This window comes from Methylobacterium sp. PvR107, assembly GCF_017833295.1.
In the GTDB taxonomy this organism is placed as follows: Bacteria; Pseudomonadota; Alphaproteobacteria; order Rhizobiales; family Beijerinckiaceae; genus Methylobacterium.
In genome coordinates this window covers 1-21,677 of the sequence record NZ_JAFIBW010000001.1, presented here as the reverse complement: position 1 = coordinate 21,677, position 21,677 = coordinate 1, and the positions used below count along the sequence as shown (strand labels likewise).

The following is a 21,677-nucleotide window of genomic DNA, read 5'->3' as shown; positions in this document are numbered from 1 at the left end:
GAAATCTACGCTTCACCACGGCAACATTCAAATTTATAATGTTTTGCCTGAAGCAAAGTCCGGCTTATGACACAGCGGCACATCCTAGACCTCTCGTTGCTACAGACCTTCGTTCTGTTGGTGGAGGAGCGCAGCGTCACTCGGGTCGCACAGCGCCTGCACAGAACCCAGCCGGCGATCAGCCTCCAACTGAACCGGCTTGAGCAAATCGTTGGGCGTCCCATCTTCGAGTCCGGTTTGCGGCACCCCAAGCTCACCGTGCAGGGCGAGACCTTGCTGACCTACGCGCGCCGCCTCCTTGACCTGCACGACGAGGCTCGCGCGCACCTTCTGTCCGATGCGGTCTCGGGCCGGGTCGTGCTCGGATGCCCAGACCTATACGCCGCCTTCCTGCTGCCCCGGACCCTAGCGCGGTTTCAGGCCGCCTATCCGGCGGTCGAGGTGACAGTGCGCTGTACTCTCAGCCGGCAGGTGGCGCAGGCGATGGAGGAGGGGAGCATCGACGTGGCGCTCGCCACGCGGATGCCGGACGTGCATCCCCGCATCCCCAGCATCACCCTACTGCGTCGGGAGCATTTGGTCTGGCTTGGAGCGGACGGGGGCACGGCCCACAGGCGCGATCCCATGCCGATCGCCATGCTTCCCGAAGGCAACCTCTACCGGGACCACGCGCTCGCCGCGCTCGATCGGAAGGGGATCGCATGGCGGATCGCCTGCGTTTCGGAGAGCATCGCCGGTCTCCAGGCCATGGCGCTCGCTGACGCGGCCGTGATCGTCTTGGCGAAGAGCGTCGACGTTGCCGGGCTACGCCAACTCGGCCGTGCTGACGGGCTGCCGCAGATGCCGGTTGTGGACCTGATGCTGTGGCAGCGCCGGCCCGGCCGCTCCTCGGCGGCCGATCACCTCGCCTCGCACATCGCCCGCGATCTCGGGGAACGCGTCGGTTCAGGTCCCAATGCGCCGGACGCCGCCTGACCCTGCGCGCTGGTGAGCCCCGCACGCGCTCGGCACGAGAGAGCTGGGCATCGGGCGGAGCGCCGAGACGACGGAGTATAGTGATGCAAGACAGGACGAAAGAGGGGCTTTGGGCTTGGCGCCAGCCCGAAAATCACAACCACATGATTGCCTTGCAGGAGCGCGCTGGCGACGCCTCGCCGCACCACAACCATGTCGAACTCGGCTATTTTGGCGGCTCTGCCTTCAGGATCACCGCTCCGTCCGGCCTCACCCTGTTAATCGATCCGTGGCGCAATCCACCATGGGGGAAATTGAACTGGTATCTCTACGATTTCCCGCACATCTCCGTGGACGTCGCCCTCTCCACGCACGCACATTTCGACCACGACGGTGTCCATCAGGTGAGCGCGCACACGATTCTGGACCGTTTGATCGGCTCCTACACATTCGCTGATGTACGAGTCACTGGGATCGCCGACAAGCACGTCTCTGACAGCACACACAACGCCTACGACTGGGCGGAGATGACGCGGCGGCTCACCGCGGTGAAAACCACGCCGCCGGACAACTGGCGGTCATTCGACAACTGCCTCCTAATCATCCAAGTGGCGGGCCTGCGCATCCTGCACTGGGGTGACAACCGCCCGGATCCGCCGGATCATATATGGAAGCAGCTCGGAGCAATCGACGTCCTACTCCTTCCAGTAGACGGCTCGCAGCATGTCCTAAGCTACGCGCAGGCCGACGCCGTCGCCGCGAAACTTAACGCGCGGATCATCGTCCCGCATCACTACGGCATCTGGGACGTGACGACCATCGGCTCGACGCTCTTGCCACCTGACGAATGGGTAAATGGCCGGGCGGGTTCGATCTGGACTGAGAGTGGCTCGTTCCGGCTGGATCCTACCTTCGTCAAACAGCAGCAGAATCGTGTCGTATGCTTCGGAGGCCACGTCGCATTCGACAAGGCAGGTATCCAGAATAAATGAAGGGCGTCTGACACGTTTTGAGCATTGTGCAGTCGTTTTTCTGGTTGTCATCAGCGTCAGTTTTGCCGCGACACCAAATCGAAAGCTGCCGTTCTGCTTTCGGCCAGATCTGGTCGGTCGCTGCGTGCCCATGGCCAGCCGTCCGCCATGCCGCCTCGCCCGCGAACGCGACACGCGTCGTCCTGACGTCTCAGAACAGCGCATGCTACGCAGCCGGCTTGGCGGCGACGCTGGCCCATTTCTCAAGCTTGCCGAGCAGGCCCCAGGCGGTGAGGCCGAGGAAGATTGGCATCGTGTAGGGGCTGAGCCCGAAAGCCGGGGTGATCTGCGTGAGAACCTGGCCGAGGCCCGTCGTCGGCGGCACCTGCGCTAAGATCTGCGTCACCACAGCTCCGATGATGCCGAGGGCAGACTTCTTACCGTCGAGCAGTTGCCCGATCGTCTGCCCAAGCGCGCCATTGACCTGCCCGAGGGGCGCCCCCGGGATCGGGTTCGGCGCTGTCCCCGGAACCGGTGGCCCCGCTGCGATCCGCGCCCCGTCAATCTGCCGGCGCAGGTCGTGGAACAGCTCTTCGACCCGTGCCGCCAGGTCGACGGACGGCGCGACGGTCGCGGGCGTCAGGATCATCGGCTGCGCCGGCATGGCTTGCGGTGTCACAGCGGCGCTCACGGCGACGTGCCGCTCCAGCGCGTCGAGGCGCGTCAACACTTCGGTGTCCGGCGCCGACGGCCGCAGGGCCTCCTGAAGGGCAGCGACGGTGCGGACGTCCGCGACGCCGGTGTCGTCGAGGCCGCGCTGGGCCTGAAACTGTGCCACGGCAGCCATGGTCCGACGACCGTTCCGCCCATCCTCGACGAGGCGGGGCGTCACGCCGAGACGGTTGAGGGTCTGCTGGATCCACAGCGTGCTTTCGGCGAGTTCATCGTCCGGCTGACGCGGCGGATCAACGTCGGCGGTGAGCGGCGCGGCGATCTCAATGCTCGGGTCGAGCTCGAGGAGCGCCTTCAGGATCACGGCGGTGCCGATCTGGGTATCGACCGCGTTCGGGTCGAAGACATGATCGCGCACGAACTTGCCGCTGCGCGCGTTCGGCGGCCCATAGGCGGTCGAGCCGCCCCACAGATAGGGGGAATTCACGCCTTTGGCGTGGTAGCCGTAGCCGTTGAAGCCCTCGAGTCGATACAGGACCCGCGCGACACTCCAGTCACTCACGCCGACCAAGCCCTCAAGACGCAGCGCGTCGATGGCCCCGTCCGTGAAGGCACCCGGACCGGTGAAGGGGCCGCGCCCCTTCGGGACGATGGTAGTCCGCCGGTCGAGCGGCTGCCCATTGCCGAGATAGGTATCGAAGTTGAACGACGATTCCCGATAGTGGCAGAGCCCGATGAACCACCAGGGCACGCCGACGCGCGTTTCAACCTCCTGGTAGCGTGCCTTACCGGCGGCGAGCCGCTGCGCCACCTTGCGCACCGCTTCCGCCCTTTCCGGGCGGACTTGGAGTGATCCCCAGATCCGCTCGTACTCGTCCCGGTAATCCTTGAACGACGCCATGTCGGTGCTCCAGGCATTGCTGTGAGAGGACGGGGCCGAGTCTTGGTGAGGCGGTGCCTGCGCAGGGAAACCATGCGCGCGGTGGACAGCGGAGTACCGTCGTACTCGACGGCGCCGCCGGCTGCGCAGAAAGAGGATGTAGCGAACGATCTTTGCGAGCTTGGTGGCGGCCGCGTATTTCCCGAGGCGCTCGCGGCGCCTCGAGCCGAAGCATCAGCAGGCCCGGATTGCAGGTTGTGAGTCCGCCGAGACTCGAACTGCGCCAAAAGCGCGATCGCCACTGTGAGTGACGACCCCTGCGATCTTGAAACGCATCGCGGTGGTGTCATGGGTTTCATGCCATCCGCTTGGCCGGAAACGGACGCCGACCACATCTCTGCGCGACTCAAGTAAGCGCCGGCTCAGCCGGACGCGTCCTTCAAATGGATGATGATCCAAATCTGGAATTTTGGAACAACGTCGGCATTATCGATTCCCGTAATATAATCTGTGATGCCCATTGATCTGAATTTATGATTTAATATAACAAAATATTGATTCAATTAAAACCTAGCTTGCCTACAATATTGTTTTCAATAACTCATGATATTACTGAATGCCGAAGCAAAAATAATACAAACATGCTAATATCTGAACTTATTGAGGATCAAATTAGTCTGCACTGTCTTGGAAATTCTGTAGCTGGGCGCAAGGCGCGACGAGACCGCCGGGCATGATCGGGGGCACGATGGACGCGGATCTCGGAACGACCGGCGATGCCAGCGCACTCTCCGCGGAAGTGGGGGCGGGTTCGGCGCAAGACAGCGCGTCACGACAAGGACCGGGAGCCGTGCCTGGTCTGCCGGCCGTGACGACGCGCAACGCGGCCTGGGTTCTGGACACGGAGCAAATGCTCCAGGAGGAACTCGATCACTTCTGTGGAGCGCGTCCGCCCGGCGATGTGAGGCCTTGGGAGGCGCGGGCAGACCAAGCCCGGCTCTCCGCGCTCTGCCTCTCTGGCGGCGGAATCCGGAGCGCCACCTTCTGCCTCGGTGCGGTGCAGGCTCTGGCCGCCCGGCGCATGCTCGGCGAGTTCCACTACCTATCGACGGTCTCCGGAGGCGGCTTCGCCGGCGGCTGGTTGCAGACGTTCATCCTAGAATGCGGCGGGATTGCGGAGGCGGAACGTCGCCTCGCCAGATCAGGCAAGGAGGTTTTTGCCAAGCTGAGGCGGTACACGAACTATCTGACTCCGGAGGTCGGACTTCTGTCGCGGGACACCTGGGCCGGCATCGTCCTCTACGTCAGGAACACGATCCTGAACTGGCTCATCATCTTCCCGCTGCTGCTGTTCATCCCTCTGGCGCTGCTCACCTACCGGACGGCGCTCGAGGCTGCAAGCCGGAGCACGCTCTGGCTTCCCTTGAGTGTGGGCAGCGCGGCCCTCCTTGTGGCGACCTTCAATGCCTGCCGCATGCTGCCGAGCCACCGGCCGCGCCTCGCCGGCGTGACGGCGTACGCTTCGCCGGCCTTCATCGCGGGCTGGATCCTCACACCGACCTGCCTGTGGAGTTTGGCCCTGCCCTTCACCTTCCGCGCGCTCTTCGAGCACGGGCTGCCGGTCTCGACCCTGCGTCTCTACAGCCTCGGCTTCTGGTACTTCGTCGTGCAGGCCGTCGGGTATCTCTGTGGGATGGCGTGGCAGAAGGCGCAGGGTCATCCAGGCCAGTGGCTGTACGAGAAGAACATGGGAGCGTGGCTCGTCAGCAGCCTCGTCTCGGCTGCGATCATCGTTACATGCACCGCATTGACCGTCACTTGGCTCGTGGGCGACGACATCGCGGCCTTCGATGCCGGGCAGGCTCAGGTCTCGCAGGCTCTGACCGTCCTCGGGCCGCCGATCCTGATCGTCGCTCACCTCCTCCAGGGTGTCGTCTTCATGGGCTTCCGCAGGAGCGCCGAGCGAGCCGACCTCGATCGGGAGTGGGTGGCGCGGATCGATGGGCAATTGCTGCTCGCCGCCGTGGGCTGGACATCCCTGTGCCTGTGCTGCCTGATCGTGTCGGCGGTCGCCCTCGGCCGCGATGACGCGCAGATCCCGGCCCTTTTCAGCGCACTGAGTGCCCTCGGCACCGGTCCGGCCGCAGCCGTCCTGGGCAAGCAGGTGTTCGCCCGGACACAGACGCTGGCCGCAAAAGGGCGAATGGACGACCTCCTGATGGTCGGCCTGAGCGCGATGGCAGCTATCTTCGGGATCAGCCTGTTCGCGCTGCTGGGATGGTGCTTGGGACGCCTTCTCGGCTCCGCCCACGATTGGTGGGGTGACTGCCTTCTGCCCCGCGCGGCGTATGACCACTCGGACCCGGCTGGCCGTTGCGCGATCAATCCCTATGGGATGATCCTAATCCTCAATCTCATGGTGGCGGGCGTCCTTGCCGGCGCTATCCGGTTGTTCGGCGGCGTCAACGTCAACCGGTTCTCGATGCACGGAGTCTATCGGAACCGCCTGACCCGCGGATTTCTGGGCTCCGCACGCACGCGCCGCGATGCCGATCCCTTCACGGATTTCGACGAGGACGACAGCCCGCGCATCGCCGAACTCGGGACGGAGCGACGGCTTCTGCCCGTCGTCAACATGACCCTGAACCTGACCGACATCCTGCGTACCGAATGGGCGGAGCGAAAGGCTGCCTCGTTCACCGCGACCCCGTTCGCCTGCGGCTCGGCGATCCTTGATCGCGCGCATGGCGGGCGCGACGCTCAGCGGCCGGATGGCCCGCGCGGGGCCTACATCCGGACCACGGATTTTGCCGGCATGGAGACCGGCAGCGACAGGGTGAGCGCCGGCAAGGGGCCGCTGCTCGGCGGGCTGCTGACAATCTCGGGCGCGGCGGTCAGCCCGAACTGGGGCTACCATTCCTCGCGCCTAATCGCATTCCTGATGACGCTGTTCAACGTCCGCCTCGGCGCCTGGCTCCCCAATCCCGCCGTCGCGCGGCGGGAGGACCTCAGACTGGCCAAGCCCAGGAACTCCGTGCTCGCGCTTCTGAGCGAGCTCGGCGGCCGCAGCACGGATGTCCGGCAGGCGATTTACCTGTCGGATGGCGGCCACTTCGACAATCTTGGCTTGTACGAGATGCTGCGAAGGCGGTGCGCCCGCATCGTGGTGATCGATGCCGGCCAAGACGAGAAATGCACGTTCTTCGACCTCGGCAACGTCATTCGGAAGGCGGAGGTCGATGGCCTCGCGAAGATCCAAATGGGCGACATGCGCATTGTCTCCCGCGCGGCCATCGAGCGCGAGGGGAAGCGAGCCGGGGCTCTCGGCTACGCCCAGGGCACGATCACATATCCGGGCGCGCTTGACCCGGCCTCGCTGATCTACATCAAGCCAAGCTTCCTTGAAGACATACCCGCCGAAGTTCGCGCTTATGGGGCGACCAGCCCCGCTTTCCCGCACGAAAGCACCGCCAACCAATGGTTTTCCGAGAGCCAGTTCGAGAGCTACCGCGCCCTCGGCTTTCACCAAGTCAGCCGGATGTTCGGCTCGCAGCTCACGACACTCTCGGAATGGGCGACTTATCTCGATCGCGAGATCAATCGCCACGCTTACGAATAGTAGCCTGCTGTGAGGCATGTCGATGAAGTCGCACCGCCAGCTTCGTACACTCAACGTCTCGATCCGTCCGGCCGGATGAAGCCGAAAACGCCGCGGATTGTGAGGCGCCCCAGGCGCGCCATCGCCGCCCCACTGGTTTGAGGGCGCAGGATGATGACGGGTCTCGTGAGCGCATAGGCGGCGATCACCCCGATTTGCGCCGGTCCCAGGACTGAACGCAGTGGCAGGGTAGCTGCCATGAAGGGTGATTGTCGAACGCTCAAGCGGCCGCCAAGACGCGCGGCCAAGCGAACGCGGGACACTGGAGGCGCGGATCAGACACCCCGCTCAGTGCGATTGAAATGCCGCTTGGCCAGCCGCGCCAAGCGAAGCTTCGCACCGCGCCAAGAAGCGGACCTTCGGCTTCGCGCCCATTCCAGCCATTCAGCTCGGCATCGGTCATCCCCAGAAGCGGACCTGGCCGCAAACGCCAAGCACAACCGCGAGAATTTGCTCGGGATGGCCGAGGCCAGCAACGACAGACACCCCCGGGTACTGGTGATGGCTGCCTTGTACATCGCCCGGAAGACTTGGCGGGACGGCTTTCGCTATTCGAAGGCCGGCGTGGTCACGACGGACCTCTTGCCGCTCCAAGCCTCGCAGCGGGCGATGCCGAGGCTCGGTCAGCTCGATCGTGAACCGCTCCGGATTTCCCGGAGGCTGTTCGGTTTGGGTCAGGCGGCCAAGGCTTGTACCTCGGCCCGAGCAAAGTAGCGCGCCTCAGCCTCGGCGGGAGGCACGTTGCCGATAGGTTCGAGCAAGCGGCGGGTGTTGAACCAATCGACCCATTCGAGAGTGGCGAACTCGACGGCCTCGAGGGATCGCCACGGCCCACGGCGATGGATCACCTCGGCTTTGAACAGACCGTTGATCGTCTCGGCCAGGGCGTTGTCGTAGCTGTCCCCGACGCTGCCAACCGAGGGCTCGACCCCCGCCTCCGCCAGCCGCTCCGTGTAGCGCAGGGCGAGGTATTGCGAGCCCCTGTCGCTATGGTGCACGAGCCCGCCGCCCCAGGGGGGACGACGTTCGTGCAGAGCCTGCTCAAGAGCATCGAGCACGAAGGCGGCGTGAGCCGTGCGGGAGACCCGCCAACCGACGATGCGCCGGGCATAGGCGTCGATCACGAACGCGACGTAGATGAAGCCGGCCCAGGTCGCGACGTAGGTGAAGTCGCTGACCCACAAGGCGTTGGGACGCGGCGCCTTGAACTGGCGGTTCACCCGGTCGAGCGGGCAGGCCGCGGCCGGGTCCGGGATAGTGGTGCGAACCTTCTTGCCCCGCACGATGCCCTGCAGCCCCATGACCCGCATCAGCCGGGCGACCGTACAGCGGGCAACCGCGATCCCTTCTCGACCGAGTTGCCGCCAGACCTTCCGCACCCCGTAGACGTGGAAGTTCTCCTCGAACACGCGCCGGATCTCGACCATTAGCGCCGCGTCCGAACGAGCCCGAGCCGGCAGCTTGCCGGGATCGGCCCGCCGCGCGGCATGGGCGTGATAGGTTGACGGGGCGATCGGCAGCACGCGGCAGATCGGCTCGACCCCGTAGGCCTCCCGGTGATCGTCGACGAAGGCGATCATGTCCGCGACCGGCGGTCGAGCTCCGCCATCGCAAAATAGGCCGACGCCTTCCTCAGGATCTCGTTGGCCTGCCGAAGCTCGCGGTTCTCGCGCTCCAGTGCTTTGATCCGCTCGCGCTCGTCCGTCGTTGGTCCGGGTCGCTGGCCCTGGTCCCGCTCGGCTTGCCGGACCCAGTTCCGCAGCGTCTCGCCCGAGCAGCCGATCTTGGCTGCGATCGAGCGGATCGCCCCATATTGCGAGCCGTGCTCGCCCTGGTGGTCGAACACCATCCGGACCGCGCGTTCGCGGACCTCAGGCGAAAAGGGTGTGCTGCGCTTCGTCATGGCTCCATCCTCTCAAGAGTTGGAGCCTCCGAAAATCCCGGGGCAGTTCACCGGACGGCGTGCAAGCAGGCTTTGCCTCGGGTACCAGGCGTCAGCTTCTGACCATCAGCCCCGCCACGAGGAAGCTGTCCGCGAAAGTGAGCTGGCCTGCGGTATCGGGGCTGCCGGTGGCGACATGGACCGGCTGTCAGCGAAGGCTCATCAAGCCGCTCGCGCCTCCAACTGCAGGTACCCGGGGTCGAACTCAGCGGCCGCCGAAAGCTCGTCCCAGGCTTCGATCTGCAGCGTGCGGCTGCGCAGCGTGAGCAGCGTCTGGCGACGCATCTCCTGAAGCACGCGGTTGACGTGCACGGGCGTGAGGCCCAGCGCGTCGGCGAGATCGACTTGGGTGAGCGGCAGCGGGCAGCGGTGATCACCGGCCAGCCCCACCGCTTCGAGCTTCACGTACATCTCGCAGAACAGGTGACCGATCCGCTCGAAGGCGGAGCGCCGCCCCATGCCGGTCATCCACTCGCGGAAGATCGCCGCGTCGATCAGCGTGTCGCGCCACAGCAGCGATGCGAGACGGGGATGGTGCGCGACGAGGGCCCGTAGGCTCTCGTGCGGGATGAACGCCACCGTCGCGTTCGTCACCGTGGCGAGGGTGTGGTCCATGGTGGGGACGTGCAGGCTCAGCAGATCCGGGATGTCGCCCGCGATGTGGAACGACAGGATCTGCCGCTTGCCCTGGTTGAGCAGCTTGTAGCGGCAGGCCCAGCCGTCGAGGACGAGGCAGCAGTGCGTGGGCTTGTCGCCGTCGCGCACGATGTCCTGCCGGGTATTGAGGACGTGGGTCCTCACCGGCAGGCTCTCGAGGGCCTGCCGCTGCTCATCCGTGAGGGTGGCGATGTTCTCCAGCTTGCGGATGAGCAGGGTCGTGGCGTGCAGATCGGGAGCGAGGGACATGGCGTTTGCGCCTTGCGATGCAGGCGGAAGCGCACGTCTCTCCCAGCCATCGGCGCCTGTGTGTAGGGCGGTGACAAAACCATCCACTGGAGCGTCGGCGTCGTGCTGATGCGGGCGGCGTAAAAGCCGGCCAGTGGAGAAGCTTCTCTTTCGAGAGGAGCTGGGGATGTTTGCCGTGGAAGTCTACGCGGCCGTTCGGCAGTTCGTGTTTATCGAGGGCAACTCTCGGCGTGAGGCGGCTCGAGTGTTCGGGCTGAGCCGAGAGACGATCGCCAAGATGTGCCGGTTCTCCCTGCCGCCGGGCTATACGCGCTCGAAGCCGGTCGAGAAGCCGAAGCTTGGGCCTCTTCTGCCGGTGATCACGGCCATCCTGGAAACGGACCGAAGCGCGCCGATCAAGCAGCGGCACACGGCCAAGCGGATCTTCGAGCGTTTACGCGACGAGCACGGCTATGCCGGCGGCTACACGGTGGTGAAGGACCACGTGCGGATCTGCCGATCGCAGGGGCGGGAGACCTTCGTGCCGCTGGCCCACCCGCCTGGCCATGCCCAGGTTGACTTCGGCGAGGCGGTGGCCACGATCGGCGGCGTGCGTCGCAAGATCCATTTCTTCTGCATGGACCTGCCGCACTCCGACGCCTGCTTCGTGAAGGCATATCCGCGGGAGACCACCGAGGCGTTCCTCGACGGGCACGTCGCCGCCTTCGCCTTCTTCACGGGCGTGCCGCTGTCGATCCTGTACGACAACACGAAGATCGCGGTCGCCAAGATCTGCGGTGACGGGCAGCGCGAGCGCACGCGCGCCTTCACCGAGTTGGTGAGCCACTACCTGTTCCGCGACCGCTTCGGCCGTCCGGGCAGGGGCAACGACAAGGGCAAAGTCGAAGGGCTGGTCAAGTTCGCCCGGTCCAACTTCATGACCCCGGCTCCGGAGGCAGCTTCGTTCGAGGCGCTGAACGCTGATCTGGAGCGACGCTGCCGAGTCCGGCAGGATGAGTGTGCCGGTCGGTCTGCCGAGCTCATCGGTACGCGGCTCGTGGCCGACCGTGCGGTCCTGCGCGCCCTGCCGGCGGTCCCGCTGGAGCCGTGCGAGAAGCGGGCTGGTCGTGTCTCCTCGACCGCGCTGGTGCGCTATCACGGCAACGACTACTCGGTGCCCACCGCCTACGGCTTCCGGGACGTGCTGGTGAAGGGCTTCGTCGACGAGGTCGTGATCCTGTGCGGCGGGATCGAGATCGCCCGGCACGAACGCAGCTACGGCACCGGCGTGTTCGTCTCCGAGCCGCTGCACTACCTCGCGCTGATCGAGACCAAGCCGAACGCCCTCGACCAAGCGGCGGCCCTCCAGGACTGGGATCTGCCCGAGGCGTTCCAGCACCTGCGCCATCTCCTGGAGGCGCGCATGGGCAACCGGGGCAAGCGCGAGTTCATCCAGGTGCTGCGCCTGATGGAGGCGATGCCCAAGGACGTGGTGGCCGCAGCCGTCGCGGAGGCGATCCGGCTCGGGGCGATCGGCTTCGATGCGGTCAAGCTGATTGCGCTGGCCCGACTCGAGCACCGACCGCCCCGGCTCGACCTGGCAGCCTATCCGCACCTGCCCAGAACCACGGTGCGGACCACCGTGGCTGCCGACTATGCCGTGCTGGTGCCGGAGGTGGCCGCATGAGCCTGGCGCGCGACGAGACCACGCCGGGCGTCCTGCTGGCTCACCACCTCAAGCAGCTCAAGCTGCCCACGGTGCTGCGCGAGTACGACAAGGTTGCCCGCGAGTGCGCTCAGAGCGGCCTGGACCACTCGCGCTACCTGTTGCGGCTGGTTGAACTGGAGCTGATCGACCGTGAGCGGCGCATGGTCGAGCGCCGCATCCGGGCGGCGCGCTTCCCGGCGGTGAAGAGCCTCGACACGTTCGACTTTGCCGCGATCCCGAGCCTGAACAAGATGCTCGTGCTGGAACTGGCCCGCTGTGGCTACATCCTCGGCCGGGAGAACGTCATCGCACTTGGCAACTCGGGCACTGGCAAGACCCACATCGCCTTGGCTCTCGGCTTGGCGGCTTGCCAGAAGGGCTTCTCGGTCACGTTCACCACCGCGGCCTCGCTGGTCAACCAACTCCTGGAGGCGCGCGACGAGCGTCGTCTGCTCCGGCTTCAGCGCGAACTAGCCGCGGTCAAGCTCCTGATCGTCGACGAACTCGGCTACGTGCCGCTGTCGTCGACGGGGGCGGAGTTGCTGTTTGAGGTCTTCTCGCAGCGCTACGAGCGTGGCTCGACCGTGGTGACCTCGAACCTCCCGTTTGAGGACTGGACGTCAGTTCTGGGCTCGGAACGGCTCACGGGCGCGCTGCTCGACCGGCTGACCCACCACGTCAGCATCCTGAGCCTGAACGGCAACAGCTACCGCCTCAAAACTTCCCGCAGCCGGCGCGGCCGGGCCGAAGGGGCGGAGCAAAACCAGGCCACCGCCGATCCTCACGACCCCGAGACGGGCGAGATCCCGCCGGCCTGACCCTTACGATCGGCGACGAACGAAGAAGGGGCCCGATCGGGCCCCTTCTTCGTTCGAGCTGCACGTTGCCAGTGGCCTGATTTTGCTCCGACACGGCGGCCTGGAATTGGTCCGCCCTTTACACGCCTGGATCGGATTAGCCGATGATGGAGCCCGAAGATAAACCGGTGTAGCCGATTGACGTAGACACAGATCAACTTTCTGGAAGGCCGAGGCGTTCGGTAATGGATCGAACCTTCCAAGGAACCAGAGTCTTTCGCGAACGATTTTCTTTGCTATCGCTCGGTCGAGCGCAGATACTTAGCTGATCGCCTGCACCGTTTTCGGGTCGTTGGCGCTTGAGAGACCGCGTGTGCTCTTGCCCTGACCGGGAGCGGAGCCGTGTCTCAGCCTCAGCAATCCGCCATCCGCAATCGCCTGCTGAAGGCGATGTCGCCCAACGACTTCTCGCTGATCCAGCCGCACCTGGAGCTGGTCTCGACCGAACTGCGGCAGTCGCTGATCAAGCCGCACGAGCCGGTGCAGCAGCTGTACTTCCCCGAATCCGGGTTCGGCTCGATCACCACCTCGGGCACTGGCATCCAAGTCGAGGTCGGCATCGTCGGGCGTGAAGGGCTGGTTGGCGCGATACCCGTGCTGCTGGGCTCGGATCGCACGCCCCACGCGTGCTTCGTCCAGAGCCCCGGCGAGATGCTGCGGATCGAGCCCGTTGCCCTATGTGACGCTGCCAGTGAAAGCGTCAGCCTGAACAGGTTGCTGCTGCGCTATATCCAGGTGCAGTTCGTTCAGGCGGCCCAGACTGCCTTGGCGAACGCCTCCTACACCCTCGACGTGCGCCTCGCCCGCTGGCTGGTGATGTGCCAGGACCGGCTGGACGGCGACGACCTGCAGATCACCCACGAGTTCATCTCGATCATGCTCGGCGTGCGCCGACCCAGCACCACCCTGGCGGTACAGGCGCTGGAGGGGCAACAGTTGATCCGGGCCCGGCGTGGCCGCATCACGATCCTGGACCGGGAGGCGCTGACGGCACTGGCCGACGACAGCTACGGCCTGCCCGAGGCCGAGTACGCCCGCCTGATCGAGGGCGCGTGATGCCGCGCTACTTCTTTAACATCCGGCATCGTCCCGGACCCATGGGTCTCGCCGTGGACTCGGAAGGCGATGACCTCGCCGACGTGAACGCGGCGCGTGAGCATGCCTTGTTCGAGGCACGAGCCATGATCGTGCAAGATCGCCTGCCGCTGATCCGCGATTGGATGGACTGCTCGTTCGAGATCATGGATGAGACTGGCGAACCCGTGCTCACGGTGCCGTTCAGCGATACCGTGCCCGAAGACGAACTGGGCTGAGCGGGGATCGCTAGGTCCGCCCCGGTGCTCGCCATGCCCGCTGTGGCTGAGCCTCAGTCGTCGAGGTCCGGCTCAGGGATCGGGACATCGCCCACCCACAGCCCGGCAAACGTCAGGGACGCTGTGTAGACGGTCGTGTTGGTCTCGTCGCGGACCAGCACCGTGAAGGCTTGCGTGTCGCTCGCCGTGCGGGGGATCGCCTCCTTGGCGAGAAAGGACAAGGCGTACATGGCCTCATGCCGGACGGCTTCAGGACTGTCGCACACATCGCCCTCCGGGTCTCGGCGAAGCGCCTCGCCATCGTAGATGTCGAAGTAGTACCGAGCCACATCTGCCTCACGTACACCAATTCGGAGAGGTAAAGCGGCTGAAGGCACAATGTGTTGCTGTCTGAAAGCGCACGCCTGTACCGCGTCGAGGCGTGAACCGACGTTCGGAGGTTCTCGTGGGACGATCTGACTTCCACCTGACGCGGACCTTCCCCGGGGGCGAGACAGATAAGCCCGCAGGCTCTCCCCGCAGGAGGTTCACGATCTGTGGAGAACTCGGCTGTACGCACATCCGCTTCTGCCAGCCTGGAGTTGCCCCCATCAAACCGGACACGGGGCTGGTTGCATCTGAGCACGGATGAACTCGCGCGGCGAGCGCATGCCGAGCCCACGGTGGGGATGGTGTTCGTTGTAGTCGGTGATCCAGGCGCCGATCCGCGCCAGGACCGTGTTGGCGTCGGGCCGGGGCTGGACGCGGGCATAGTCGCGCTTGAGCGTTTTGACGAACGCCTCGCTCACTCCGTTGCTCTCGGGCGAGCGCACCGGCGTGAGGCAGGGCACGAGGTTTAGGGCTGCCGCGAAGGACAGGGTCTCGGCGGCCGTAAAGGCAGAGCCGTTATCGGCCAGCCACTGCACGGGATGGGTCGCGCAAAGGCTGCCGAAGCGCGCCTCCACGCAGGTCAGCATGAGATCCCGCACCATCTGGCCGGTGACCCCGCCCGTCGAGGCCACCCAGGCGATCACCTCGCGATCATGGGTGTCGATGGCGAAGGCTACCCGCACCGCCTCGCCGTTCCAGCAGCCGATCTCCAGCCCATCCGAGGACCAGCGCTGGTTCGAGGCCGCGGCGATCACACGGCCCTCGTGGGCGCGCACGGGTCGCCCGCCCGTGTGGCGCTGGAGGAGCAGGCTGTCCCGCTTCATCAGGCGGAACACCCGCTTGTGGTTCAGGGCGGGCTCGCCAGTAGCGCGCCGCGTCCGGTTCAGGATCGCCGTCACTCGCCGATAGCCGTAGGTCGGCCGCACGTCCGTGATGGCGCGGATGGCGATCAGGACGGCCTCGTCGTCGGCACGACGATAGGGACCGCGCGACCGCGACCCACTCCGTATCTGCTCGACGAGGTTGGAGCGGGCCACGCCGAGCACGTCCGCCACGACCTTCATCGGGAAGAGCCCGCGGGCGGCGACGGCAGCGGCCACGCGGCTTTTTTTACCCGTGCAGCGGCCAGCGCCTCCTTGAGCACCTCGACCTCCAGCGTCTTGCGTCCGAGCAGCCGCTCCAGATCGCGCACGCGAGCTTCCAACTCGCGCATCCGGCTAGCAGCGACTACCTCGTCGTCGGCTTGCACCGCCACCTGTCCGCCCTCGGCCATGCGACGCCTCCACCCGAATAGAAGGCTCGGTGAGAGGCCGTGGATCCGCGCCACCGCCGAGACGGTCATTCCGGGCTGCATCGTCTCCTCGACGAAGCGCACCTTCTCGTGGGCGGTGTAGCGCCTGCGGCGCTCGCGCCCGGTGATGATCTCGATCCGCTGCGTGTCGTTCGGCATGGGCGCACGCCTAGGCTTCCGCCTAGGCCCGCACGGCTACGCCCGGTGTCCGGTCGAATTGGGGGCCACTCCAAGCAGCCGAGCCGCGTCCAGTCGGGATCGGTCACAGAACTGGATCAGGAGGCCCGCAAGCGGACCTTCTGAACTTCAGAAAAGGGTCGGGAGCGGCGGTTCAGCGCCTATCGGCCCGAAGTCAGCTGTTGAAGCAACTGTGACCTACAAGCTGAGCTGCAGCGTCTGCTTCGGAGAAACCGCGAAAGTCGGCTGAGCGGCCGAGATGGGCGCATAGCCGAATGTCGGCTTATCGGCAGTGAGGCAACCACGGTTTCCGGCGTGTGCTTGGCCCGCCAGATCACGATGGGTCGCAATTTCGGTCCAACCGCGAGCCCTGCACGTTCGACATCATCTCGGCTCTGCACCCGAGACCGGTTCGCGTATTTGACGGGTGCCCCGAGACACTGCTACGAAGCTCCGCATTGGAGCATCCAAAAGCTCAATATCTGCAATGGCTTCGGGTTTGCGGCGGCGAATCCCTCCGTCTCCGCCACTTAAGTGGCACAAATCACTGAAATCATTTCATAAATCAATACGGCCGCGCCCGCGGCCGCACATTTTGGCCCACATTGTTTAGCGGCTTGTACCGGCTCGTTTCGGACGTGGACGGACAATGGCCTCGCGCGCGCAAGGGCTGACGCCCGACCTCGATAGGGGGAGACGGCGTGCAGTAGGTTGGAAATGAACGCACCGAACCTGCCGCCCCTCGACGACGCCGTTCTCCCCACGGGCATTCGTCCGAGTTTCATTGAGGGTGTGAACGGCCTGCGAATGCACCTGCTGGAAGCCGGGCACGAGGACCCGGACTGACCTTGCCTCCTGCTGCTTCACGGCTTCCCAGAGCTGGCCTACTCCTGGCGAAAGGTGATGCCCGCCCTCGCGCATGCTGGCTACCACGTCGTCGCCCCGGATCTGCGCGGCTACGGGCGCACTGCCGCGGAGCCGGTCGCCTACGAAGCCGACCTCGCGCCCTTCCGCATGCACAACCTCCTCCTCGACTTGCTCTGCTTACTCGGGGCACTGGAGCGCGAACGGGTCGCGGCGGTGATCGGGCACGACTTCGGTTCGTGGGTCGCGGGCTTCTGTGCCCTGGCTCGGCCCGACGTGTTCGGGTCGATCGTCCTGATGAGCGCACCGTTCGCCGGGGCGCCCAACCTTGAGACCCTAGCGGAGAGCCTGCGGCCGCCCGCGCAGGATCCGATCCACGCTGCTTTAACTGGGCTGCCGCGCCCGCGCGAGCACTACCACCGCTACTTCGCCTCCCCGGCTGCGGCGCCCGACATGGATGGCAGCCCGACCCAGGTTGCCGCGTTCCTGCGCGCCTACTTCCATCATAAGAGCGCAGACTCGCCGGGCAATCAGCCGCATCCGCTGGCCGGCTGGATGGCCGAGGCGCTCTCGGAGATGCCGACCTACTACATCATGGATCTCGGCCGAAGCATGCCCGCGACGGTGGCGCCCGAAGCGCCGGAGGACGGCGGTGCCGGCTGTGCATGGCTCACCGACCGGGAACTCGCCTTCTACGCGACTGAGTACGCGCGTACTGGCTTTCAGGGGCCTTTGCACTCCCACACACGAGGCCCTGGGACTTAGTTTGTGCGCTAGTGCCTCGTCTGGTAAGGTAGTTCATTGCCGGCCACGATATCGGGGCGCCGGTGACTGAGAGAGACGCGTGCTCCCGCCTTGCAACGGCTGGGAACACACATGCCTCGCTATCACTTCAACGTCTATGATGGCGTCGTCCTACTCGACAAAAAGGGTGTCGAGTTGCCGGACACGATGTTCGCGCGACGAGAGGCGATCCGGTATGCAGGCGTGCTTCTTGAGGAAGGCGCAAGGTTAGAGAGCCTTGGTCAGGAATGGCGAATGGAAGTCACGGACGGGACTGAGCTGATACTATTCAGGCTTGATTTCTTTGTGACACCGTCGCCAGCCATTGAGTCACTCAACAGGTCAAAATAATCAATTTCGATCTGTCGAAGCTTTCGGGCTAGCAATTGCTAAGATGCGGTCCGGATCCGGCTTGCTTGCTCCTTATTTCTCGGATCTGGAAAGGCCCGCCCGGTCCGCCGGTGAGGCTTCTTTGTGGGGACCATTAACGATCTGGTAACCATGATCTCGGAGGCTCGGATTTCGGCCGCAACCGAGCCAACGCCATGCCGCAGCATCACCCGACCGTAGCCTCGGCCATCGCTGCAGAAACCGCTGCAACGGCAGCGGTGATCCTATCGGAAAAGATGCTTGCGATGGAGGCGACCGGCGCAGCCCGGGCGTTCGCCGAACTAGCCGCGGCGCAGAAGGCCCGGGCAGCCTGGGCCAGAGCGCAGATCATCGTGCGGGACGTGGCAAAATGAAGCCGCAAACCCAATCCTGCGAAGTGGTAGTGGAAGGCGCTTGGCTCACCCTTGGCCTCGACGAGGCGAGGGTCCTCCACCGGGACGCTCTTAAGCGTTGTCCAGCCTGCCATGGCCGTGTGACGATCCAAGGCGTCTATAGCGGGCAGGGATCTGTGACTCTGTCGCACCGGCGCATCCATGACGGCTGCCCGCTGATCCCAAGGCACTACAAGGGAGTGTCGTCGCGGCATCCGCAAGCTCTTAAGTAGGCGTAGCGCATCCCCGCAGGAAACCGCCGGCGCGCGGGTCACGACCTCAGCCACCGGCAACCTGTTCCGCGCCGTCGTGCAGAACCACGGGCGGCAGATGGCGAAGGCGGATCCAGGATAGGCGCTCGCTAACCCTCGTGCTCTCTGATAGATTGGCACATCACTGATCGTGACCCTCGGGCATCGGTGGCTGAGAGAGAAGTGTGCTCCCGCCTTATATCGGCAGGAGGATCGCATGTCCTATTTCCAATTCAATGGCTCTGATAGCGTAACGCTGCTGGATACGCAGCACGCTGAACGTCACAGCACCAAACTCGTCCGACACCTCCAACCTTGCTGGCGTGTGGAGGCCGAGCTTTGTGGAAGGGGCTCAAAGCCCTGGTCGTGGGCGATCTACTCTTCAGATACCTGGCTTGCGGCTGATCGGTCGGAGGCCATGTTCCGTACTTCGGAAGCAGCTAAGCGAGTCGGTACGTTGATAATCGCGCAGCTTGATCCGGGATCAAAGCCTCGGCGCTCTGAACTGCACTAGAGCCGGTCCCGGGCTGATGGCGACGGGTTAGCGGGTGGCGCGTTGAGAGGTGGGGGAGCCTGCCGATGCCTTCACCTCTGTCCGTCGACTTACGCGAGCGTGTCGTGGCTGCCGTGGCGTCAGGTGCCTCGTGCCACCGAGCGGCAGCTCGTTTGGTTGTGTCCCCTGGCGTGGTGTAGCTTCGGCGTGGCCACCACGATCACCGGTTTGGGCCGGATTGATCAGGCTGCCAGGGTGGGCAGGCTGACGAGGGGATCATCGCCGATCGGGGCGATGCTTTCCAGGGTGATGTAGCGGGAGCGCTGGACGGCCCACTCGTCGTTCTGTTCCAGCAGGATCGCGCCCACGAGGCGGGTGATGGCCGCCTCGTTGGGGAAGATGCCGACCACCTCGGTCCGGCGTTTGATCTCACCGTTGAGGCGTTCCAGCGGGTTCGTGGAGTGCAGCTTGACCCGATGCTGAGTGGGGAAGCCCATGTAGGCCAGCACGTCCGGCTCGGCCTCGTCCATCAGGGCGGCGAGCTTGGGGACCTTCGGCCGGAGCTGATCAGCCACGCGCCGCCACTGCTGACGGGCCGCCTCGGCGTCATCCTGGGCAAATGCCGTGGCGATGAAGGCGGACACGACACGCCGCCCGCTGCGTCCGGCATGGGCGAGAACGTTGCGCATGAAGTGGACGCGGCAACGCTGCCAGGTCGCGTTCATCACCTTGGCCACCGACGCCTTGATGCCCTCGTGGGCGTCCGAGATCACCAGTTTGACCCCGCGCAGCCCCCGGCGCGCCAGCTTGCGGAGAAAGTCCGTCCAGAACGTCTCGGCCTCGGAGGGACCGACATCCATGCCCAGCACCTCGCGCCGGCCGTCGGTGTTCACGCCCACCGCCACGATCACGGCGACAGAGACGATGCGGCCGTCCTGGCGCACCTTCACGTAAGTCGCATCGATCCAGAGATACGGCCACTCGCCCTCGAGCGGCCGATCGAGGAACGCGCCGACCCGCTCGTCGATCTCCTGGCAGAGCCGGCTGACCTGGCTCTTCGACACGCCTGTGCCGCCCATCGCCTGGACGAGGTCATCGACCGAGCGGGTTGAGATGCCCTGGATGTAGGCCTCCTGGATCACAGCCGTGAGCGCCTTCTCGGCCATGCGGCGCGGCTCCAGGAAGCCCGGAAAGTAGCTGCCCTTGCGCAGCTTCGGAATGCGCAACTCCACCGTGCCGGCCCGCGTCTGCCAATCCCGGTCACGGTAGCCGTTGCGCTGGACCAACCGCTCTGCGCTCTTCTCGCCATGGGCGGCCCCGGTCAGGCCGCCCACCTCCAGTTCCATCAGGCGTTCGGCCGCAAAGCCGATCATCTCGCGCAGCAGATCGGTGTCGGCGCTCTTCTCCATCAGCCCGCGCAGGGCCATCATCTCGTCGGTCATCGGGGGTCTCTCGGGTTCGGGGTTGGCGCTCGCAACCCGACCCTACCCGGCAACCGCCGATGACCACCCCGCGAGGAGCCCCGCCCGCCACAGCCCTGTGGAAGGCGCGCGGACGGGCCTCTTCGCTACCGCCGAGCTACACCACCATCAGGGACACGACCGCTCGTTTCGGGGTCAGCGTGTCGAGCGCCAGCCGCTGGTCGCAGCGCTCGCACCAAGAGGGCCATGTCGCGCCCAAGCCGATGGGCGGCGATCACACCTCGAAGCGCATTGAGGCGCATGCCGCGCTGATCCTGGCAACCTCCAAGCAGGAGCCGCGTCTCTTCCTGCGCGAGTTGCGCGACCGACTGGCTGAGCAGGGCGTCCAGACCAGCACGAGCAGCTTGTCGCGCTTCTTCCAGCGGCACGCGATCACCTGGAAAAGGGGGCGACGTACGCAGCTGAGCAGGAGCGTGAAGACGTAAAAGCGGCGCGCGAGGCGTGGTTTGAGGCGCAGCCCGAGCTCGATCCGGACCGGCTGGTGTTCCTGGACGAGACGTCGGCTGCCACCAACATGGCGCGGCGCTCTGGCTGGGCCCCGCGCGGCGAGCGCTGCCGGCTCGCAACTCCGTTTGGCCACTACAAAACAACGACCATCACCGCCGCACTGCGCACGTGCGGGCTGTGCGCGACCGCGCTGTTGGACGGCCCCACGAACGGCAAGCGCTTTTGCAGCTATGTCACCGAGACTTTGGTCTCGGTGCTGCAGCCCGGCGACATCGTCGTCATGGATAACCTGCCAGCCCACAAGGTCGCCGGCGTGCGTGAGGCGATCGAGGCCGCAGGAGCGCGGCTGCTCTACCTCCCGTCCTACAGCCCTGATTTCAACCCGATCGAACAGGCTTTCGCAAAGTTGAAGGCGCTGTTGCGCAGCGCGGCCGCTCGCACGATCCCGGATCTCTGGGCAGCGATCCGTCAGGCATTCTCGTACTTCACCCCGCAGGAGTGCCGCAATTACCTCGCCGCAGCCGGCTACGAGAACGACTTGGCCGTCGCTACCTGACCGGGAACAGCTCTAATGCCGACAGCCCATCAAATGGCTGAGCCTTCGCGATGGGGGCCAACAGCGGGCAGGCGTGACGGCGTTCGCTCAGTCTTGGCGCGGCGGCACGTGCGAGCTGGAGAACACGCCGATTGGCACGTGCGCGACTGCCAATCCAGTCTCATCCCGCACCACCAGCGTCCAGGGATTGTCGATGTCGGTGGCATCTAGCTCATCCGCAATCTCGTTGATGACGCTTCGGGCATCAGCGAGTGCTTGTTCCAGGCTCTCGGCCTCGACGCCTTCGTCGTCCCGGATCGTCGTCTCTCCGTTATCGACGTCGAAAAAGAACCGCTTAAGCATTAATCCCCTTAGACTGCCAATC

At 65.2% G+C, this 21,677-nt stretch carries 18 protein-coding genes, 1 pseudogene and 1 other annotated feature; of the genes and pseudogenes, 12 read left to right on the top strand and 7 right to left on the bottom strand.

Features of this window, described 5'->3' with window-relative positions; genetic code table 11:
* Window positions 1-66 precede the first annotated feature (66 nt).
* Window positions 67-975, top strand: coding sequence for a LysR substrate-binding domain-containing protein (locus JOE48_RS00095; RefSeq protein ID WP_210025744.1), 909 nt, complete (start codon window positions 67-69; stop codon window positions 973-975).
* Between the two features lie 83 nt (window positions 976-1,058).
* Window positions 1,059-1,946, top strand: a complete 888-nt coding sequence (locus JOE48_RS00090; protein WP_210025742.1) for an MBL fold metallo-hydrolase — start codon at window positions 1,059-1,061, stop codon at window positions 1,944-1,946.
* A 205-nt stretch (window positions 1,947-2,151) separates the two neighbouring features.
* On the opposite strand, the gene JOE48_RS00085 is transcribed toward JOE48_RS00090, so the two are convergent.
* Window positions 2,152-3,498, bottom strand: a complete 1,347-nt coding sequence (locus JOE48_RS00085; RefSeq protein ID WP_210025740.1) for a peptidoglycan-binding protein — start codon at window positions 3,496-3,498, stop codon at window positions 2,152-2,154.
* A gap of 829 nt (window positions 3,499-4,327) precedes the next feature.
* Here JOE48_RS00085 and JOE48_RS00080 point away from each other — a divergent pair.
* Window positions 4,328-7,096, top strand: coding sequence for a hypothetical protein (locus JOE48_RS00080; protein ID WP_210025738.1), 2,769 nt, complete (start codon window positions 4,328-4,330; stop codon window positions 7,094-7,096).
* 713 nt (window positions 7,097-7,809) lie between these two features.
* Here JOE48_RS00080 and JOE48_RS00075 read toward each other — a convergent pair.
* Window positions 7,810-9,038 (bottom strand): IS3 family transposase gene (locus JOE48_RS00075; protein WP_210025736.1). Its coding sequence is split into 2 segments (ribosomal slippage): window positions 7,810-8,750 and window positions 8,750-9,038, totalling 1,230 coding nucleotides; the frame shifts between segments, so codons are not numbered across the junction.
* Window positions 8,641-8,757: a sequence feature (AL1L pseudoknot), on the bottom strand. It overlaps the preceding gene by 117 nt.
* Window positions 9,039-9,239: 201 nt before the next feature.
* Complete coding sequence (locus JOE48_RS00070) at window positions 9,240-9,983, bottom strand: Crp/Fnr family transcriptional regulator (RefSeq protein ID WP_210025733.1); 744 nt, start codon at window positions 9,981-9,983, stop codon at window positions 9,240-9,242.
* Window positions 9,984-10,149: 166 nt separating this feature from the next.
* Here JOE48_RS00070 and istA point away from each other — a divergent pair, with 166 nt between their 5' ends.
* The 4 genes from istA to JOE48_RS00050 all read left to right on the top strand — a co-directional run bounded on the left by istA (window position 10,150) and on the right by JOE48_RS00050 (window position 13,840).
* On the top strand, window positions 10,150-11,649 hold the full coding sequence (gene istA / locus JOE48_RS00065; RefSeq protein WP_210025731.1) for an IS21 family transposase: 1,500 nt from the start codon (window positions 10,150-10,152) through the stop codon (window positions 11,647-11,649).
* On the top strand, window positions 11,646-12,488 hold the full coding sequence (gene istB / locus JOE48_RS00060) for an IS21-like element helper ATPase IstB (RefSeq protein WP_210025729.1): 843 nt from the start codon (window positions 11,646-11,648) through the stop codon (window positions 12,486-12,488). The genes istA and istB overlap by 4 nt, the downstream gene beginning before the upstream one ends.
* A gap of 381 nt (window positions 12,489-12,869) precedes the next feature.
* On the top strand, window positions 12,870-13,583 hold the full coding sequence (locus JOE48_RS00055; RefSeq protein WP_210025727.1) for a Crp/Fnr family transcriptional regulator: 714 nt from the start codon (window positions 12,870-12,872) through the stop codon (window positions 13,581-13,583).
* Window positions 13,583-13,840 carry a DUF6894 family protein gene (locus JOE48_RS00050; RefSeq protein ID WP_210025724.1) on the top strand — a complete coding sequence of 86 codons (258 nt, stop codon included), beginning with the start codon at window positions 13,583-13,585 and terminating at the stop codon, window positions 13,838-13,840. The genes JOE48_RS00055 and JOE48_RS00050 overlap by 1 nt, the downstream gene beginning before the upstream one ends.
* A gap of 53 nt (window positions 13,841-13,893) precedes the next feature.
* Here the strand turns inward: JOE48_RS00050 and JOE48_RS00045 are convergent, their stop codons facing one another.
* Both JOE48_RS00045 and JOE48_RS00040 read right to left on the bottom strand, forming a co-directional pair.
* Window positions 13,894-14,169: a DUF6894 family protein gene (locus JOE48_RS00045; protein ID WP_210025723.1), complete on the bottom strand. Its 276-nt coding sequence runs from the start codon at window positions 14,167-14,169 to the stop codon at window positions 13,894-13,896.
* Between the two features lie 261 nt (window positions 14,170-14,430).
* Window positions 14,431-15,659, bottom strand: a protein-coding gene (locus tag JOE48_RS00040) for an IS3 family transposase (RefSeq protein WP_245252660.1) whose coding sequence is annotated in 2 segments (ribosomal slippage) — window positions 14,431-15,323 and window positions 15,323-15,659 — 1,230 coding nt in all. Because the reading frame shifts where the segments join, the coding sequence is not laid out codon by codon here.
* 873 nt (window positions 15,660-16,532) lie between these two features.
* Here JOE48_RS00040 and JOE48_RS00035 point away from each other — a divergent pair.
* The 4 genes and pseudogenes from JOE48_RS00035 to JOE48_RS00020 all read left to right on the top strand — a co-directional run.
* Window positions 16,533-17,306 carry an alpha/beta fold hydrolase gene (locus JOE48_RS00035; RefSeq protein ID WP_312893400.1) on the top strand — a complete coding sequence of 258 codons (774 nt, stop codon included), beginning with the start codon at window positions 16,533-16,535 and terminating at the stop codon, window positions 17,304-17,306.
* Between the two features lie 111 nt (window positions 17,307-17,417).
* Window positions 17,418-17,675 carry a DUF6894 family protein gene (locus JOE48_RS00030; RefSeq protein ID WP_210025721.1) on the top strand — a complete coding sequence of 86 codons (258 nt, stop codon included), beginning with the start codon at window positions 17,418-17,420 and terminating at the stop codon, window positions 17,673-17,675.
* Window positions 17,676-17,869: 194 nt separating this feature from the next.
* Window positions 17,870-18,067 carry a hypothetical protein gene (locus JOE48_RS00025; protein WP_210025719.1) on the top strand — a complete coding sequence of 66 codons (198 nt, stop codon included), beginning with the start codon at window positions 17,870-17,872 and terminating at the stop codon, window positions 18,065-18,067.
* 848 nt (window positions 18,068-18,915) lie between these two features.
* Window positions 18,916-19,014 (top strand): annotated as a pseudogene (locus JOE48_RS00020) (IS630 family transposase); the annotation flags it as partial.
* A 57-nt stretch (window positions 19,015-19,071) separates the two neighbouring features.
* On the opposite strand, the gene JOE48_RS00015 reads toward JOE48_RS00020, so the two are convergent.
* Entirely contained in the window at window positions 19,072-20,271 is a 1,200-nt protein-coding gene (locus JOE48_RS00015) for an IS256 family transposase (RefSeq protein WP_210025717.1), read from the bottom strand.
* A gap of 59 nt (window positions 20,272-20,330) precedes the next feature.
* Here JOE48_RS00015 and JOE48_RS00010 point away from each other — a divergent pair.
* Window positions 20,331-21,313, top strand: a protein-coding gene (locus JOE48_RS00010) for an IS630 family transposase (protein WP_409518543.1) whose coding sequence is annotated in 2 segments (ribosomal slippage) — window positions 20,331-20,688 and window positions 20,688-21,313 — 984 coding nt in all. Because the reading frame shifts where the segments join, the coding sequence is not laid out codon by codon here.
* Between the two features lie 87 nt (window positions 21,314-21,400).
* On the opposite strand, the gene JOE48_RS00005 is transcribed toward JOE48_RS00010, so the two are convergent.
* Window positions 21,401-21,677: DUF6894 family protein (locus tag JOE48_RS00005; RefSeq protein WP_245252658.1), on the bottom strand; the 277-nt coding region annotated here is incomplete at its 5' end.

Bases quoted from the DNA above. Each gene is read 5' to 3' on its own strand.
- JOE48_RS00095 (WP_210025744.1), top strand. From the start codon at position 67: ATGACACAGCGGCACATCCTAGACCTCTCGTTGCTACAGACCTTCGTT.
- JOE48_RS00090 (WP_210025742.1), top strand. From the start codon at position 1,059: ATGCAAGACAGGACGAAAGAGGGGCTTTGGGCTTGGCGCCAGCCCGAA.
- JOE48_RS00085 (WP_210025740.1), bottom strand. From the start codon at position 3,498: ATGGCGTCGTTCAAGGATTACCGGGACGAGTACGAGCGGATCTGGGGA.
- JOE48_RS00070 (WP_210025733.1), bottom strand. From the start codon at position 9,983: ATGTCCCTCGCTCCCGATCTGCACGCCACGACCCTGCTCATCCGCAAG.
- istA (WP_210025731.1), top strand. From the start codon at position 10,150: ATGTTTGCCGTGGAAGTCTACGCGGCCGTTCGGCAGTTCGTGTTTATC.
- istB (WP_210025729.1), top strand. From the start codon at position 11,646: ATGAGCCTGGCGCGCGACGAGACCACGCCGGGCGTCCTGCTGGCTCAC.
- JOE48_RS00050 (WP_210025724.1), top strand. From the start codon at position 13,583: ATGCCGCGCTACTTCTTTAACATCCGGCATCGTCCCGGACCCATGGGT.
- JOE48_RS00030 (WP_210025721.1), top strand. From the start codon at position 17,418: ATGCCTCGCTATCACTTCAACGTCTATGATGGCGTCGTCCTACTCGAC.
- JOE48_RS00025 (WP_210025719.1), top strand. From the start codon at position 17,870: ATGCCGCAGCATCACCCGACCGTAGCCTCGGCCATCGCTGCAGAAACC.
- JOE48_RS00015 (WP_210025717.1), bottom strand. From the start codon at position 20,271: ATGACCGACGAGATGATGGCCCTGCGCGGGCTGATGGAGAAGAGCGCC.